Source organism: Novosphingobium sp. TK71 (genome assembly GCF_055361505.1).
Genome location: NZ_CM143962.1, coordinates 340,314 through 356,342 on the forward strand (window position 1 = coordinate 340,314; position 16,029 = coordinate 356,342).

Below are 16,029 nucleotides of genomic sequence, written 5' to 3' on the forward strand. Positions count from 1 at the left end.
GCGAATTATGTACCGAAATAGAGAATTGTACAAGCCGGACGGAACCGGCCACGGGAGAACAGACATGCCGGAAGCCGCCATTCGGAAGAGGCCGCAGCAGATTAGCGCCCATGTTCCCCGCACACTCGCGGAGGCGCTCGATCCTGCCTGGTTGACCACGGTGCTCGCCGGGTTCTCGGGCGGGAGGGTGGTATCCGGGGTCGAGACCGTCGAAGTGATCCGCACGGTCGCGACCAAGGTACGGTTCACCGTCACTTTCGAGGGCGGGGAGAGCGGCGCGTTCTGTCTCAAGGGCCTGCTCGACGTGGACGAGACGACCGCACGCGGCGGACCGACCTGTGTTCTGGAGGCTGACTTCTACGGACGGATCGCGCCGACCGTCGATCTCACCGTGCCTGACTGCGTGGCGACGGTGATCGACCGGGGGGGCAGGCAGGCGGTGACGGTGATGCTCGACCTGATCGGACAGGGCGCGACGTTCTGTTCCGCTCTGGATAGTTTCAGTGCCGATGACGCGGTGCTCAGTCTGGGGCAACTCGCACAGCTTCACGCGCGCAGCGACCTGCTGGAAGGGGCAGACTGGATCCGCCCGCGCGTTTCGCAACTGGCGGAGATGACCTACGTTACACCGGAAACGCTCCAGGAGCTGCTGGACGGACCGCGCGGCGACGGTCTTTCCCGGCAAGTCCGCAGCGCACCGCGCCTGATCGCGGGAATCCGGGCGCTGGCGGCCCGCGATGGACAGTGCCCGCAATTCCTCGTCCATGGTGATGCCCATGCCGGAAACGTCTTCCGCCTTGGCGGGGGGGTGGGCCTGATCGACTGGCAACTGCTTCAACGCGGCGGCTGGGCGCTGGACGTGGCCTATCACGTCAATGCGGTGCTCTGCGTGGATGTTGCCGAAGCCGAGGAGCGCAGGCTGCTCGGTGAATATCTCTCGATGATGCGTGGCCACGGCCTGGCAATGCCCGGCGACGAGGAGGCGTGGCGGCAGTACCGCGAAGCGGCGATCTACGGCTATTATCTCTGGGCGATCACCCGCCGCGTCGATCCGCCGATCATCGCCACTTTCGTCGATCGCCTTGGCAAGGCGGTTACTCGCCATGAAAGCCATGCCCTGCTGGGGATCTGACTGCCGAAAGCGGAAGGGCCACGCCGGTGAAGGCGCGGCCCTGCCGGGTCTCTTACATTCCGAAGTGGTACTTGAGGCTCATCCCGTACATGCGCGGTGCGCCGACCGATGCGGTCTCGAAGCCGGTGCCGGATACGAGGCCGGGGTAGAAGTTGTAGTACTTCTCCTTGGTGACATTGGTGGCGAAGAGGGCAAGATCGACCGGGGCTCCCGCGATATTGTTCCAGTTGAAGTTCAGGTTGAGCAGGTCCGTGCTCTGGATGCGGCTGAGGCTCTGGATATAGGCGACCGTGGCAGGGTCGGAGACCGCGCCGGTCTGACAGTTGGGCATGTAGGTATTGGCCGTGCCGTTGCAGCCGAAGTAGAAGCGGTTGGACGGATTGCCGAACATGCTGTCGGTGTGCGTGAATGTGGCACCGAACGAGACCGCACCCACGGATTCCGGCAGCGGCAGCGTGTAGGTGCCGGTTATCGTGACCTTGTTCCTGGGCGAAAGCGCCAGTGGATCGCCCTTGGTATAGGCCCCGGCCAGCACATAGGGAGACCCGGGTTCCAGCGAGAAGGTGTCGATCGAGGTCAGTCTCGTGTTCAGGTAGGTATAGCCCACCTGAAGCAGCAGCCCCGCGAACGGATTGAACGAGGCTTCCACTTCGACGCCCCAGATACGCGACTTGCCGGCATTGACCGGCGCAGCCGTGGGCGAAACCGGCGCCGCCACGCAGTTGCCGTTGGCGTCGACCGACTGGCAGGGGTTGGCGTTGAAGCCGAGCTGGAGCTGCTGGTTCTGGAAGTCGTTATAGAAACCGGCGACATTGAACGTGCCCGGCATGGAACCGTGCCAGCCGGTCTTGGCGCCGATTTCGTAGGCATCGACTTTCTCGGGCTCGAACACGGCAAAGGCCGAGGTCACGTTCGGTGCGATGCCACCGGTGCGGTAGCCACGGGCATATTTGGCGTAGATCAGAACGTCGGTCGTGGGGGTATAGTCGATATCGATCAGCCAGGTCGGCGCCTTGGATTTCTGCTTGATATCGCGGCGGCAGCCGTCGATCGCGCCGGGATCCTGCACGGGCGCATCGGGATAAGTGCAGAACGTGGCGAGGGGGCCTGCCGGGATCGGCTGGAATCCGGGGAAGCTCAGCGGATAGCCGGTAATCGTGGTGGTCTGGACGCTGGTGTTCTTTTCGCGATCCCAGGTGTAGCGGAAGCCGCCGGTGATCTTGAACTGGTCGCTCAGCTTGTAAGTTGCCTGCGCGTAAAGGCCGACGTCGTGGAACGAGGTCCGGCCCGCCGTGGTGTTGATCGCGCCTGCGTGAGAGGTGGGGTCGAAGGCGCCGCCGGAAAACACCGGGGTGATCGCGCCCAGATAGCCCAGGATGTCGTAGCATTCGCTGGCTGCCACTTGCTCCGGCCCGGCGCAGGACTGGATGACCGGTGACTTGGACCCGACCACGTCGAGCGGACGCACCGATTCCAGATAGGCGCCGGCCTGCCAGTTCAGCTTGTCGTCCGTGCTGCGGCCCTGGAGCTGGAACTCTTCGGTGAAGGTCGATTCGTCGGCAGTGCGATGGCCGGGAAGCGACTGGCTGCTGGCGAAGCCGAAGCGATAGCTCGGCAGGCCGATCGGAGCGATGGCGGGGCTTTCGAAGGCGGTGCCGAAGATCGGATTGTTGAACAGGTCGCGCAGTTCGCCATAGCTCACGATGTTCTTCACCGTCAGCGTGTCGCTGGCGTGCCAGGTCGTGGTGTTGATGATCTGCCATGTCGTCAACAGGGAGCGGGCGTTCGGAAGGTCCTGCGCGAAGTCGTAGAAGCCGCCGCCCTGATAGTTCGGACTGTCGGGATCGAGCTGTTCGGCGGCGAAATGGCCCAGCGAATAGGCGGCGTCGGCCGCAATGAGCTTCTGCGCGTCACCATGCGTGTCAGACCGGCTGTACGTCGCGATCGTGTAGTTCTCCAGATCTGGCGTCAGTTCGGCAACCACGCTGAGGCGCGCGGACAGGTAGTCGACATCGTTGAAGTCTTTCGGCCCAACGCCGCTGTTGTTCTTCAGGTAGCCGTCGCGCTTCATGCGGTCGACGCCGAGGCGAACCTTGAACGTCTCGGCCAGTGGAACGTTCAAGACGGCCTGGACGCGGCGCATGTCGTAATTGCCGATCGAGCCCTGGACGTAGCCCTCCAGCACATCGGTGGGCTTCTGCGGCACCAGCAGGATCGCGCCGCCCGTGGTGTTCCGACCGAACAACGTGCCTTGCGGGCCTTTGAGGACCTGGACGTTCTGGAGATCGAAGTAGGCGCCAGGACCGGCGCCGTCGCCTGACGGAAGGCCGTTCGATGCGCCGCGCGGGGAAACCACGTCGGCGAAGTAGACGCCCACGGCCGGTGCGGTGCCGATTTCCTGCACGAAGCCGCGGATCGCGAAGGACGAGTTCTGCGAGCCGAAATTGTTGTTCGCCGAAAGCGAAGGCGTGCTCGTCGCAAGGTCGCTGGCGCTCACCACGTTCCGATTGTTGAGCTGCTCCTGGTTGAACACGGTGATGGATATGGGAACGTCTTGCAGGCGCTCTTCCGTGCGGCGAGCCGTCACGATGATCTCGCCCGGATTGATGGTCGGCGAACTCTGCGCCAGCGCCGGCATTGCCGCCGTGGTGCCGCCAAGCGCAGCGCCAGCCATCAGCGCTGCCCTGAAATTCCTTGCAACCATGTTCGTCCTCTCCTCCGGAAACTGTGTTCTCAGTTGTCGCCGAATTGAACGCCGGGTAGCCGGTCATTGCCGGTCCGTGAGTTACTGCGGTTGTCCAGGGTTGGATAAAGGTGCGGAATTACGACCCGAACTGGGCGTGATCCCGTAATTCCCCAGGTGCCGTCCCTCCCAAATCCCGAGCCGTATTCGGCTTCACAGGTCTTTGCTTCTCAATCCCAAAAGTCCCGCCCGCGTTGATTTTGCGCAGATGGCCGAGACCTCTCTTATGTTTTCGTTCTTTCGTCCGTGCCGGCTTTCAGACCGGGCACGGGATGGAAAATATGCCTCGAAGAGAACTTGCGCAATTCTCTCCTGTAGCGGGTCAGCGCGCTTTTTCGGGTATTCGTTGCTGTAAGGTAACATTTGATGGCGCATCTTCGCCGACCGTTTCGGCTAGCAGCCCAAGAGTGCCCATCCAGGCAATTCTGTGTGCTATTCGGTCATAGGCGATACCGGGTCCGAAGCCATCATGATCGGGATCGGTGAAGGCGTGCCTGGCTTTCGCAAAGCGCGTGACCTGATAGCGGGCGCGGGCGGCACCGAGTTCTGCTTGCAGGGCCTCGACATCTTCTTGCGGGACATAAGGGTCTTCTCCGCCGGTCCAGATCGAGATTTCGGCCTGGATCGTATCCGGCTGGGCAGGCGCATCGGTGGCCAGCAGGCCGTGGAAGCTGGATATTGCCCTTACCGGCTCTCCGCTGCGTGCCAGTTCGAGCACGCATTTCCCGCCGAAGCAGTAGCCGATCGCGGCGATGCGTTCGGGGTCGACACCGTCGAGCCCGCGAACGTGCCGGAACCATGCGACGGTGCGGTCCCGCAATAATCCCGGGGCGGCCATGAGGGCTGCGAACTGCGCGCCTGCGGCTTCTCGCGAAGAGAGGTCGGCACCTGCCTCGTACATGTCCGCGCTCACCACCAGATAGCCCATTGCCGCCAGTTCCCGGATCGCGCGGTCGAAGCTGGGGCCGGGGCCGGTTGCGCCTGGAAACATCAGGACGGCGGCGCCGTTCCATCGGCCTTGCGGCCGTGCGAGGCGGCCCGACAAGCGCGTGCCGTCATGAATGCATGGCAGTGGTTCGAAGCCGGTCATCGGTTCGCTCTCTCCTCGCGCGTTTCACCCTCGTTTTCGAATCGCGTCGAATTGGTGAATTTATGTTCGCAAATCGAGAATGGCTTCAATCAGTGGTCATGTCAAAGCACAGCCGGACATTGCCAGGGATGGCGGCGGCGTGGCATTCGAAGGCATGACCGGGGCCGATCTGAAACCGGCGCGCAAGGCGCGTCTTGGCGCGATAGCGCTGGTGACGATCCTTCATCTTGCGGCGATCGCGGTGCTGATCAGGGCCTTTACCCCGGAGATCGCCGCTTCGATCGCGGGTAGAGTGACGCAGGCCTTCGACATCCCGCTCGACCCGCCCCGGCCTTCACCGGAACCTCGCCCTGAACCCACGCTGGCGGTGACGCCGGTGGCTCCGGCCGCGGAAGGCGGCGCAGGGAGCCCGGGAAAGCGGGCCGCGCCGCGCGCCGTCGCCGTGCCCAGGGCGGTCATTGCCATCAGGCCCACGCAAGCGCCACAAGTCGTGGGGAAAGGGACGGAAAATGCGTCCGGCGCGCGGGATCAGGGAGACGGAACCGGGGCGTCCGGTCAAGGAACAGGCACGGGGGCCGGCACGGGCGGCTCCGGGCGAGGGGGAGGCGGAGCAGCCTCGGGGCCGGTCAAGATCGGCGGCGATATCAATTCGGCGCGCGATTATCCCCGCCGGAGCCGTGATTTGCGATTGGGCTCGGAAGTCATCGTGTCCTTGAAGGTGGGGGTGGATGGACGTGTGAAGGGCTGCCGCGTCATCAGGGCCAGCCCGGATGACGAAGCCGATCGCATCACGTGCCTGCTTGCTGCCGAGCGGTTTCGTTTCCGTCCGGCCCGCGATGCTGCCGGCAAGCCGGTGGAAGCGGAATTCGGATGGCGCCAGCGCTGGTTCCTGAGGGATGCCGGGTGAGGGATCTTCCGGCTGCCTCGCCGCGTTGATCCGATATGGTGGTGTCGATCCTCGCGAGGCAACTCGTCATCCTTTAGCTGATCTGGATCTCCGGAAGCCCCGGATCGGACTAACCGAGCGAAGGCAGGGCAGCCTCTGCCCGAAAGAGATGTTGCCCCGGCAGGAGCTTTGGATGAAATCGAACCTGATCGACTCCGTTGCATTGATGGAAGGTGCTACCATTAACGCGCCCAATGACGCCGATTTGGCCCCTTCATCGAGCCCCATGTCCCAGATCGTTCCAGTTATTCTGTGCGGAGGCAGCGGCACGCGGCTTTGGCCGCGCAGCCGCGTTGCCAAGCCCAAGCCTTTCCTGCCGTTGGTGGGAGAGAGCACGCTGTTCGAGGCGACGGTGTCGCGCTGCCCGCCGGATCTGGGTTTCGCGGCGCCGGTGGTGGTGACGGGACGGCAGCACCTCGAACATGTCGAGGCGCAGCTTCATGGACAGGAAGGCGCCTCGGTGATCGTCGAGCCGGCCGCGCGCAACACCGCTGCCGCCATCGCGCTGGCCGCCTGCCGCCTGCCGGATGACGCGGTGATGCTGGTCTGCCCGAGCGACCACCATATCGGCCGCCCGGACGTGTTCGCCCGTGCCGCGGCTGCTGCCGCCGCGCTCGCCAGGGACGGCTGGCTGGTGTCCTTCGGCATCGAGGCGACCGCGCCGGAAACCGGCTTCGGCTACCTCAGGCGCGGCGAGGCGATCGAGGGCACGCCCGGTTTCCGCACGGCCCAGTTCGTCGAGAAGCCCGACCTCGAACGTGCCCGCGCCTTCCTGGCTGAGGGCAATTACGCCTGGAACGGAGGCATCTTCGCTTTCCGGGTGAGCGATTTCATGGCCGAACTCGCCGAGCACCGCCCGCAGATCGCCGCCAAGGTGCGCGAGGCCGTGGCGAAAGGCACGCTCGACGGCCACCGCTTCCATCCCGACGCGGCGACTTTCGCCGAAGTGGAAAGCGATTCGGTGGACTATGCGGTGATGGAAAACACCCGCCGCGCGGCGCTGGTGCCGGCCGACATGGAGTGGTCGGACATCGGCAACTGGCACGCCCTGCACGAAGCGCTCGATCGCGACGCCGACGGCAACGCGGCGCGCGGCGCGGGTGAGGCGGAACTGGTGGATTGCCGCAATGTCCTGGTCGACAGCGACGGCCCGCGCGTCTCGGTCATCGGCCTCGAAAACGTCGTCGTCGTCGTCGATGGAAACGACATACTGGTCACCACCGTCCAAGGTGTGCAAAAGGTCGGCAAGCTATCCGGTGCCGTCAACCAGTAAGGACAAGTCGATGAATGCTGCGCTGCCTATCCGCCAGGTTGAAAAGCCCTGGGGTAAGGATGTCCTGCCCGCGCCGTTCAAGGCGCCGGAGGGGAAGCGCATTGGCGAGATCTGGTTCGAACCGCCTGCCGCGCTGCCGGACCTTCTTGTGAAGTACATTTTCACGAGCGAGAAGCTATCGGTGCAGGTCCACCCGAGCGACGCGCAGACGCTCGCCAAGGGGATCGGCAGGCAGGGCAAGGAAGAATGCTGGTTCATCCTCGCCGCAGAGCCCGGCGCCACGCTGGGGATCGGTTTCAACGCGCCGATCAGCGAGGAGGACATGCGCGAAGCTGCGCTTGACGGTTCGATCGAGGGATTGATGACCTGGCACGAGGTCGTGCCGGGGGATTTCTTCTATATTCCCGCCAACACAGTTCACGCCATCGGTATCGGCGTCAGCCTGATCGAGGTGCAGCAGAACAGCGACATCACTTACCGCCTCTACGACTATGGCCGGCCGCGCGAACTTCACCTTGAAGAAGGCATGGCCGTCTCGAAGGGCGAAGTTTACGATCTGGCGAAATGGCACAAGCGGGTGGCGGCGCATGCCACTGAAACCCTGGTAGATGGTCCCCTATTCCTGCTCGACCAGGTTGAAGGGCGCCCTTCGGCCGAAATCGCCGGCCGTTATCCCGACGCCTTGCTGGTCATCCCGCGCGAAGGCACTGTCAGGGTTGCGGGCGAGGCCATAGGGCCGGGCGGCTGCGGCTTGGCAGCCGCGCTGGAGGACGTCGAATTTGCGGAAAACGGCGTCTGTCTGCTGGCCAGGGCCTGTGCAGTCTGAGGCGTGTTTGCCATACAGGACACCATGATCGTCCAGACCATCCAGTTGGCCCTGACGCCGGTGTTCGTCCTCGTGGCGATCGGCAATATTCTGAATATCCTCTCGACGCGCCTCGGCCGGGTGGTCGATCGTGCGCGGACCTTGCAGCAGCTCCATAACGAAACGCAGGGCGCCGAGCATGACATGGTCGTGCTGGAGATTCGCCTTGTCGACAGGCGCATCACGATCATCACCAAGGCCATCCGCTTCATGGTGCTGTCGGCCCTGGCGATCGGCACGACCGTGGCGATCCTTTTCCTGCAAGGCCTGGCCGGGCTCGATCTCCATGGGCTGGCCGCGGTGATCTTTCTGGCCTCGATCGTGCTTCTGCTCGTGGCGCTGGTGCTGTTTCTGCATGAAACGCAAGTCGCCGCTCAGGCGCTCAGCATCCCGCGCGACTATCTGGAACTGCACCGCACCATCTGACCAGCGCTCTCGCGGGTATCGTCCCTGCGGTTGGTGATTTCCGCTTTCCCTTTAGGCTTCTGCGCCGAGGGAGAGAATTGCCATGAACAAGCCGCGCGTGCCGGGGCAGGCCGGGGAATGGAAGTCGGGCTGGACGCTCGTGCTTGCCTCGTCGATCGGATTTTCGTTCCTGTCCGTGCTGCTGGCGGGGACCGGCCTGTTCATGGAGCCGCTGTCGAAGGAATTCGGTTGGAGCCGCTCCCTGCTATCCGCCGGGCCCGGGCTGGCGACTTTCATCACTGCAATTCTCTCGCCATTCTACGGTGTCCTGATCGACAAGCTGGGATCGCGAAAGCTGGCCCTGCCGGGCCTCGTTGCCGTCATGGCGGCAACTTGCACCTTCGCATTGGCAAATGGATCGAAAGTGCAGTGGATCGCGCTCTGGCTGGTGTTCGGCGTGCTCCTTACCAGCATCAAGTCCACGATCTGGACCGCTGCGGTTGCCAGTGTGTTCGACAAGGGGAGGGGGCTCGCGCTGGGCTTTACCGTTGCCGGCACCGCGCTGGCGCAGGCGATCGTGCCGCCGCTCGGCAATTTCCTGATCGACGAAGTGGGATGGCGCGGGGCGTTCGTGTGGTTCGGGCTGGGGTGGGGCGGGCTGTCGCTGCTGCTCTGTGTGCTTTTCCTTTACGATGCGCATGACCGCGCGGCCAGGCGGGGCGAGACGGGCGTTTCGCGTGGCGGCGCCCATCTTCCGGGCCTGACCCGCAAGGAGGCCCTGCGCAGCCGTCCGCTATGGCAGGTGGCGATCTCGACGTTCGTGGTCATGTTGCTGACCATCGGTCTGGGTATCCATCTTTTTCCGATCCTTACCGAATCGGGGATGAGCCGGACCAATGCCGCCTGGCTCAGTTCGCTGACGGGCGTTGCCGGGATCATCGGCAAGCTGGCGACGGGCGCTCTGCTTGACAGGTTCCGGCCCAACTGGATCGGCGGCCTGACCATGGGGGTGACGGCCGTGACCTTCTTCCTGCTGACCGTGGCGATGGGATCGACGGCAGCGATCGTATTCGCCTTGCTGGTCAATGGCTATGCCGCCGGCACCAAGATGCAGATCTGCGCCTATCTGACGGCGGGCTATGCCGGCATGCGCAGTTTTGGCGCGATATATGGAATGATGTCCGCCATCGTTGCGCTCGCCTCGGGTCTAGGGCCGCTGATAGCGGGCGCGATCTACGACTATTCGGGAGGATATGGTCCGTTCCTGTGGGCCGGGACGATCGGCTGCATTCTCGGCGGCGGGCTGCTGGTGACGCTGCCGGCCTACCCGCGCTGGGATAGCGCTGAGCCTATGGACGAAGCAATCGCCTGAGCCGCCTGAAAACGAAACGGGCCGGAAAAGCGTGTAGCTTTCCGGCCCGTATTCCATTCAGGTTCCGCGGTTCAGGCGGCGAGCTTGAACGGTTCGATCTCGCCCGAAAGATAGAGCTTCTTGGCCTTGGCGCGGCTGAGCTTGCCCGAGCTGGTACGCGGCAGGCTCTTGGGGGGCACCAGTTCGACCACGCAGTTCATGCCGGTGATCGAACGCACCTTGTCGCGGATCAGGTCGCGCAGTTCGATGCGCTTCACCGGATCGGAGACGCGGCAGTGCACGAGAACGGCGGGGGCTTCTTCGCCATTGTCCATTTCCACCGAGAAGGCCGCGATGTCGCCATGGTTGAAGCCCGGCAGCTGTTCCACGGCCCATTCGATGTCCTGGGGCCAGTGGTTCTTGCCATTGATGATGATCATGTCCTTGGCGCGGCCGACGATGAACAGATAGCCGTTCGCCATATAGCCCATGTCGCCGGTGTCGAGCCATCCGTCGACGAGGCAGGCCTCGGTCGCTTCGGGATCGCGGAAGTAGGAATGCATGACGCTGGTGCCGCGGCACCAGACCTTGCCGATCTTGTGATCCGCAAGGCTTGCATCATTCTCGCCCCGGATCACCACTTCCATGTCGAGCACGGGCTTCCCGCAATTGACGATGGCGCGGTAGCGGGCCGGGCGGCTGAGGTCGCGCGGGCTACCGGAGAGACGTTCTTCCTCGACCAGTTCGACGCGGATGCCTTCGCCCGGGGGCATGATGGTGACGGCCAGCGTCGCTTCGGCAAGGCCGTAGCTGGGCAGGAAGGCAGAGGCCTTGAAGCCCGCATCGGCGAAGGCGTTGACGAAGTTCTGCATGACGTCCGGGCGGATCATGTCGGCGCCGTTGCCGGCGAGCCGCCAGCGCGACAGGTCGAAGCGGTCGTCGACATGGCTCTGGCTGGAAATGCGGCGTGCGCAGATGTCGTAGCCGAACGTCGGCGAGTACGAGATCGACGTGCCTTCGTTGCGGGTGATGAGGTCGAGCCAGGCCAGGGGACGGCGGGCAAAGTCCTCGGTCTTGAGGTAGTCGCCCGAGACCTGGTTAGCGATCAGCGAGAGGAAGCAGCCGACCAGGCCCATGTCATGGTACCAGGGCAGCCACGAGATGCAGCGGTCGTTTTCGGCCAGTTCCATGCCGTGGCTGTGCGCGGCAAGGTTCGACATGAGCGAACGATGCGTGACCGCGACGCCGTGCGGGAAGCGGGTCGAGCCGCTCGAATACTGGAGGTAGCAGATATCGTCCGGGCTGGCCTTGGGCAGTTCGACTTCGGGGGCGTCCTTGCCCGCGAAGTCGGCCCAGGTGGCGTGGCCGCAACCCTGGCGTTCGGCCGCCTTGGCTGTCATTTCGGCGATCTCGTCGGGGCCGACGAGCAGGATCGGGTCCGAGCTGGAAAGTTGGACGGCCAACTGCTCGATATAGTTGTCCTTGCCGCCGAAGCTGGTCGGCAGCGGGAGCGGCACCGGCCAGGCGCCAGAGTAGACCACGCCGCAGAACAGTGCCGCGAAATCGGAGCCGGTTTCGGCGATGAGCGCCACGCGTTCACCCGGTTTCACGCCGCGAGCGACCAGCGCATGGGCGACCTTGATCGAATCCTCGCGCAGCGCGCTATACGGATAGACCTGCTTCAGCGTGCCGCGCGGGTCATGAAAATTGAATCCACGCTGGCCCTGCGCCGCATAGTCGAGCGCATCGCAGAAGGTGTCGAAATCGGCAAACCGGCGGGCAAGCGCGTCCCTGTTGGGGGTGGCGACAAGTGCTTCGCTCGTTTGCGGCACCATGTTGATGGTGTCGTTCATTTCGTTCTAACCCGTTGTTGTTATAACGTTTATCTTATCGGAACCGGGCGCTTCTAACCGGCGTTACATGAACCGGAGATAGCTGTTCCACATGCCAAGTTCCGCGCGCTCTCCCCATTCCGAGCCGACTGTGGCACGAATAGGGCAAGATGTCCGCCAAGCGTCACAATCCACAGCCCCTTACGGGACCCCGCCTGGAAGAATTGGCGCTGGCCTATGTCGCGCGTTTCGCCACTACGCAAGGCAAGTTACGCGATTATCTCCAGCGCAAGCTGCATGAGCGTGGCTGGGACGAGGAGGAACGGCCCGATATCGACCGGCTGATCGCACGCTACGTGGAACTGGGTTACGTTGACGATGCCGGCTGGGCGCGGATGAAGGCGGGAAGCCTGCTGAGGCGCGGTTATGGGGCGCGGCGTGTGGGCGAAGCGCTCGGCCAGGCCGGTCTTGGCGAGGAACTGCGCGACGAGATGCGGCCCGATGCCGCGGCGGAGCGTCAGGCGGCGGTGGTCCTGGCGCGGCGGCGGCGGCTGGGGCCCTTCGCGCGGGAATTGCCAGATCGGCCTACGCGGGAAAAGCATATCGCGGCCATGCTTCGGGCCGGCCACCGGCTCGACATTGCCCGCAGGGTCGTCGAAGCCGACGATCCTGAAGCGGCCGAACAATGGGCCGAATCTGACTGCGGAGACTATTGAGTGCGCCTGACACGTTGCTTCGTTTTCGTGCTGGCCGGTCTGATGGCGGCCACGGGATGCTCTCAGGGCGATGACAAGGTGGCGGCCGGTCAGGCTTCGGGCAAGCCCGCGGTTCATTCCGAATCAGGTTTGCCGGTGGTTCCGCTCAAGGTGCAGTCGGGCGGCAGAACGCACACCTTCATGGTCGAAGTGGCGCGCAGCGAAGCGGAGCAGGCCAAAGGGCTGATGTTCCGCACGCAAATGGGGGCTGACGAGGGCATGATTTTTCCGGAGCAGACGCCGCGCCGTGCCGCTTTCTGGATGCGAAACACAGTGATCCCGCTCGATATCATCTTCATCGGGACAGATCACCGCATCCTCAATATTGCGGCGAATGCGGTGCCCTACGATGAAACCCCGCTGCCGGCGAAGGGCGTGGCGATCGGCGTTCTCGAACTCAATGGCGGACGTGCGGCGCAGCTGGGTATCAAGCCGGGCGATGAGGTGCGCTGGTAGGGCAGCGGACGGCGGGGCACGGGTCAGTCTTCCCCGCCCAATCGCTCGACCATGGCACGAACCGAACTGAGCTGCGGGCCATAGCGCGTGGCAAAGGCGGTTGACCCGGTATAGCCCCACCAGTCCCAGCAGCCCATCGGGTTGAACGGCAGGGGCTGGCTCTTCTCGACCTGAGGGTAGAGCACGATCAGCCCGTTGGTATCCGCCCAGTTATTGAAGCCGAGTTGGCCGTAGACATCGTCACCCACATATTTCGCGGCCTGACCGCACCCGTGGAATACGACATGTACCGCGCACTTCGCGCCGGATTTCCGGCATCCGGCGGGGACGTAGACGTAGCCGGTGTCGGCCATAGCGCTGAACGGGCTCAGGTAGGGGCGCTGGTCGAAGCTGCGCACTTTGCCGGAGAGCGTTTCGGCGCGCGCGCTCAGAGCCTGGCCGAGTATCTGCGTGAGGATTGCGCCGGGCTGATCGTAAGGCTTGTCGTCCACCTTGCAGCGATTGACGTAGGGATCTGCATTGGCATCGCAGGCCCCGCCCAGGGCGATGGACAGAAATGCGTGCCCGGCGGGCAAGTCTGCGATGTAGGCGAGATTGGCCGGCGGGACATGCAGGTCGGTGTAGAAATCGTGCACGGCCTTCATCGTTGCCGAGCCCACGATGCTGTCGGCAGTGCCATGGAAAAGGTAGATGCGCTGCCGGGCGATGTGGGCGATCGGATCGATTGCGCCCAATCCCTGATACCAGTTTGCGGCCCAATAGCTTCCGCTTCCGGAAGGTGTACCCTTCATGCAGGGCAGGGTGGCTGCCAGCCCCATGAGGCCGCAGCCGTAAGGCCCGCCAGCAACGATGCCGGCGCCGATGGTGCTTGCCGAATAGGTCACGGCGTACTGCACGGCCATGAACCCGCCCGAGGACAGGCCCGAGACCGAGGTTCTTGCCGAATCGGCACCCAGCTTCGGCAGTTGGGTGAGTGGCGGCGGCGTGCGGGCTGCCGCAAGGCCGGCATGTGCTGGTGCGAAAGTCGCAAGCACAAGAGCGCAAAGGACAATCCGGAAGAGTGACCATGGAGGCATGCGAACATTCCCCTGTTCGATATGGCGCTTCGATATCGATCAAACGCAGCTTTCGGCATTTCTCCCGAAGGCACGGTGTTCCCCGGCTTGCCACATGTCCAGCCTTGAGGCGGCCGGGTCGTATCGGAAACGGAGGTACTGCCGAATGGCGGAAGCTCGTATGGCTGTTTTGGGCATGTCTCGCGCGGATGGAGCGAATATGCCCGGTGTCCGCTTTCAACACGCTTGGCATCCGCTGCGAACAGCGCTAACGCGCCGCTCATGGGAATCCTGTCCAAGATCTTCACCTGGTGGGACGGCGCCACCATCGGCACCTCGCTCTGGAGCTCGCGCAATGGCGAGCACGTCGGCACCGACGCGCAGGGCAACAAGTACTATCGTTCCAAGCGGGACAAGGTGCGTACCACCGAGGGCTATGAACGCCGCTGGGTGATCTATGCCGGCGCGAACGATGCCAGCAACGTGCCTTCCGAATGGCACGGCTGGCTGCACCATTCCTATGACGGCGTGCCGGAAAGCCATCTGGCGCCGCCGCGCATCTGGGAAGTGGACTATACGCCCAACGCCACCGGTACCGCCGCCGCCTATCGCCCCCAGGGCGCGCTCGAGCGCGGCGGGAAGCGTGCCGCCGCCACCGGCGACTACGAAGCGTGGTCGCCCGACGCCTGAGGGGCGCTGCCTTGAAGCCGGTTCATGCCCTCGCACCCGTTCTCGTCCTGCTGCCGCTCCTCGCGGGGTGCGGTAGCGGCGAACCTGCGCCCGAGGCGCAGGACACCAGCGTTCCCGATGCCATCGCGGGGATGCAGGCTGGACCGGCGCAAGCCGCCAAGGGGCAGCAGATCGGCACGCCGAACAAGGACCGCGTGGTCACGCTCGGCGTCCTCAACAAGCGCAACAACCTGACGCAGGACCTGGTGATGAAGCCGGGCGAGGCGCGCCGCATCGGCAACCTCGTCGTCAAGGTGGCCACTTGCGAGAAGTCACTCCCTTGGGAGCGGCCGCAGGAAGAGGGTGCGTTTGTGCAGGTCTTCGCCGAGGAACGCCGCAATGCCGCCGAAAAACTCGGCTGGCGCAAGGTGTTCTCGGGCTGGCTGTTCAAGAATTCGCCGGCGCTCAACGTCGTCGAGCATCCGGTCTACGATGTCTGGGTCAAGGCCTGCGCTATGACCTTCCCGGGTGAAGAAGCCTTGCCCACGGCAGAGGCATCCTCCAGCAATGCCGCAAAAGCCGCCGGCAGTGCGAGCACGGCTTCCGCGCCTGCCGCTGTATCTTCGCCGACCGCCGCGCCATCGGCCGTCGCTCCGGCTCCTGTCGCGTCCCCCGAGGCTCCCGTCGAGGATTGAGCCTGCTGTAATAGCGCAAGATAGCGCTTCTGCGGCATTTCCACAGCGCCCAGCGATGCAAGGTGCGGCGTCATGAACTGGCAGTCCAGCAAGGTCGCACCGGCCCGCCGCAGCGCCGCTACCAGCCAGCATAGCGCCACTTTCGACGAATCGGTCTCCCGCGAGAACATGCTTTCGCCGCAGAATACCCGGTCGAAGCCGACGCCGTAGAGCCCGCCTACCAGTTCGCGTTCGCTCGATTCGCGTTCCAGCCAGACTTCGATCGAATGGGCATGGCCCAGTGCATGAAGGCTTTCGTAGCTGGACTGGATGCGATGGCTGATCCAGCTTCCGCCTTCGTCGTCGCTATCCGGGCGGACGCGGCGCGGCGCGGCGCAGGCGTCCATGACCTGCGAAAAGGCGGCGTTGCAGGTGACCGTGAAGCGTCCGCGCCGCAAGGTGCGAGCGAGTGAATGCGACATGTGAAAGCCATCGAGCGGAAGAGTCGCGCGGAGGCGTGGCTCGATCCAGAAGATTTCCGGATCGTCGCGGCTGTCCGCCATCGGAAAAATTCCGCTGCGATAGGCCAGCATCAGGAGTTCCGGCTCGATCGTGGTGGGGGAGCGGGGGGCGTGCACGTGTTTATCCTGAAGGGTTTCTGCGGAATTCCATCTTGAGTTGGGGCTTCTCCACGTCAAATTGCAAGGGGCGGGAATATCTTGTCATCATGCTGCTGCACCCTCTTGTATTCCTCTCCATCTCCTTCTAGAGGCTGCCTCGCCC

Annotated in this window: 14 protein-coding genes and 1 pseudogene; 10 read left to right on the forward strand and 5 right to left on the reverse strand. The window is 64.0% G+C overall.

From position 1 onward, the window contains the following. Positions 1 to 64: 64 nt before the first annotated feature. Positions 65 to 1,132 carry a phosphotransferase gene (locus ACXJ16_RS01445; RefSeq protein ID WP_324696267.1) on the forward strand — a complete coding sequence of 356 codons (1,068 nt, stop codon included), beginning with the start codon at positions 65 to 67 and terminating at the stop codon, positions 1,130 to 1,132. 52 nt (positions 1,133 to 1,184) lie between these two features. Here the strand turns inward: ACXJ16_RS01445 and ACXJ16_RS01450 are convergent, their stop codons facing one another. Next, positions 1,185 to 3,836, reverse strand: a complete 2,652-nt coding sequence (locus ACXJ16_RS01450; protein ID WP_185996931.1) for a TonB-dependent receptor — start codon at positions 3,834 to 3,836, stop codon at positions 1,185 to 1,187. A 361-nt stretch (positions 3,837 to 4,197) separates the two neighbouring features. Beyond that, a complete protein-coding gene (locus ACXJ16_RS01455; protein WP_054436781.1) occupies positions 4,198 to 4,965 on the reverse strand; it encodes a dienelactone hydrolase family protein in 768 nt (255 codons plus the stop codon). A 154-nt stretch (positions 4,966 to 5,119) separates the two neighbouring features. Between ACXJ16_RS01455 and ACXJ16_RS01460 the strand changes: the two genes are divergently transcribed. The 5 genes from ACXJ16_RS01460 to ACXJ16_RS01480 all read left to right on the forward strand — a co-directional run bounded on the left by ACXJ16_RS01460 (position 5,120) and on the right by ACXJ16_RS01480 (position 9,826). After that, entirely contained in the window at positions 5,120 to 5,872 is a 753-nt protein-coding gene (locus tag ACXJ16_RS01460) for a TonB family protein (RefSeq protein WP_443486823.1), read from the forward strand. 265 nt (positions 5,873 to 6,137) lie between these two features. Then, positions 6,138 to 7,184 (forward strand): mannose-1-phosphate guanylyltransferase, encoded by a 1,047-nt coding sequence (locus ACXJ16_RS01465; RefSeq protein ID WP_324696262.1) that lies wholly within the window; start codon positions 6,138 to 6,140, stop codon positions 7,182 to 7,184. A gap of 10 nt (positions 7,185 to 7,194) precedes the next feature. Then, positions 7,195 to 8,010, forward strand: coding sequence for a class I mannose-6-phosphate isomerase (locus tag ACXJ16_RS01470; RefSeq protein ID WP_324696261.1), 816 nt, complete (start codon positions 7,195 to 7,197; stop codon positions 8,008 to 8,010). Between the two features lie 24 nt (positions 8,011 to 8,034). Then, positions 8,035 to 8,475 carry a DUF2721 domain-containing protein gene (locus tag ACXJ16_RS01475; protein ID WP_054434356.1) on the forward strand — a complete coding sequence of 147 codons (441 nt, stop codon included), beginning with the start codon at positions 8,035 to 8,037 and terminating at the stop codon, positions 8,473 to 8,475. Between the two features lie 82 nt (positions 8,476 to 8,557). Then, positions 8,558 to 9,826: an MFS transporter gene (locus tag ACXJ16_RS01480; protein WP_463921067.1), complete on the forward strand. Its 1,269-nt coding sequence runs from the start codon at positions 8,558 to 8,560 to the stop codon at positions 9,824 to 9,826. A 71-nt stretch (positions 9,827 to 9,897) separates the two neighbouring features. Here ACXJ16_RS01480 and ACXJ16_RS01485 read toward each other — a convergent pair whose 3' ends face one another. Next, entirely contained in the window at positions 9,898 to 11,658 is a 1,761-nt protein-coding gene (locus ACXJ16_RS01485; RefSeq protein ID WP_132469342.1) for a fatty acyl-AMP ligase, read from the reverse strand. Between the two features lie 149 nt (positions 11,659 to 11,807). On the opposite strand from ACXJ16_RS01485, the gene ACXJ16_RS01490 reads away from it, so the two are divergent. Then, positions 11,808 to 12,353, forward strand: coding sequence for a regulatory protein RecX (locus tag ACXJ16_RS01490; protein WP_054434360.1), 546 nt, complete (start codon positions 11,808 to 11,810; stop codon positions 12,351 to 12,353). A 42-nt stretch (positions 12,354 to 12,395) separates the two neighbouring features. Continuing rightward, positions 12,396 to 12,848: a DUF192 domain-containing protein gene (locus ACXJ16_RS01495; protein WP_054434366.1), complete on the forward strand. Its 453-nt coding sequence runs from the start codon at positions 12,396 to 12,398 to the stop codon at positions 12,846 to 12,848. A 23-nt stretch (positions 12,849 to 12,871) separates the two neighbouring features. Here ACXJ16_RS01495 and ACXJ16_RS01500 read toward each other — a convergent pair whose 3' ends face one another. Further along, complete coding sequence (locus ACXJ16_RS01500) at positions 12,872 to 13,882, reverse strand: extracellular catalytic domain type 2 short-chain-length polyhydroxyalkanoate depolymerase (RefSeq protein WP_463921068.1); 1,011 nt, start codon at positions 13,880 to 13,882, stop codon at positions 12,872 to 12,874. Positions 13,883 to 14,185: 303 nt separating this feature from the next. On the opposite strand from ACXJ16_RS01500, the gene ACXJ16_RS01505 reads away from it, so the two are divergent. Both ACXJ16_RS01505 and ACXJ16_RS01510 read left to right on the forward strand, forming a co-directional pair. Beyond that, the gene (locus tag ACXJ16_RS01505; protein WP_324696249.1) at positions 14,186 to 14,593 is read left to right on the forward strand and encodes an NADH:ubiquinone oxidoreductase subunit NDUFA12; all 408 of its coding nucleotides are present in this window, start codon (positions 14,186 to 14,188) and stop codon (positions 14,591 to 14,593) included. 248 nt (positions 14,594 to 14,841) lie between these two features. Further along, a pseudogene (locus ACXJ16_RS01510) lies at positions 14,842 to 15,024 on the forward strand (DUF2155 domain-containing protein); the annotation flags it as partial. A 35-nt stretch (positions 15,025 to 15,059) separates the two neighbouring features. On the opposite strand, the gene aat reads toward ACXJ16_RS01510, so the two are convergent. Further along, positions 15,060 to 15,884, reverse strand: coding sequence for a leucyl/phenylalanyl-tRNA--protein transferase (aat, locus tag ACXJ16_RS01515; protein WP_324696247.1), 825 nt, complete (start codon positions 15,882 to 15,884; stop codon positions 15,060 to 15,062). Positions 15,885 to 16,029: the final 145 nt, after the last annotated feature.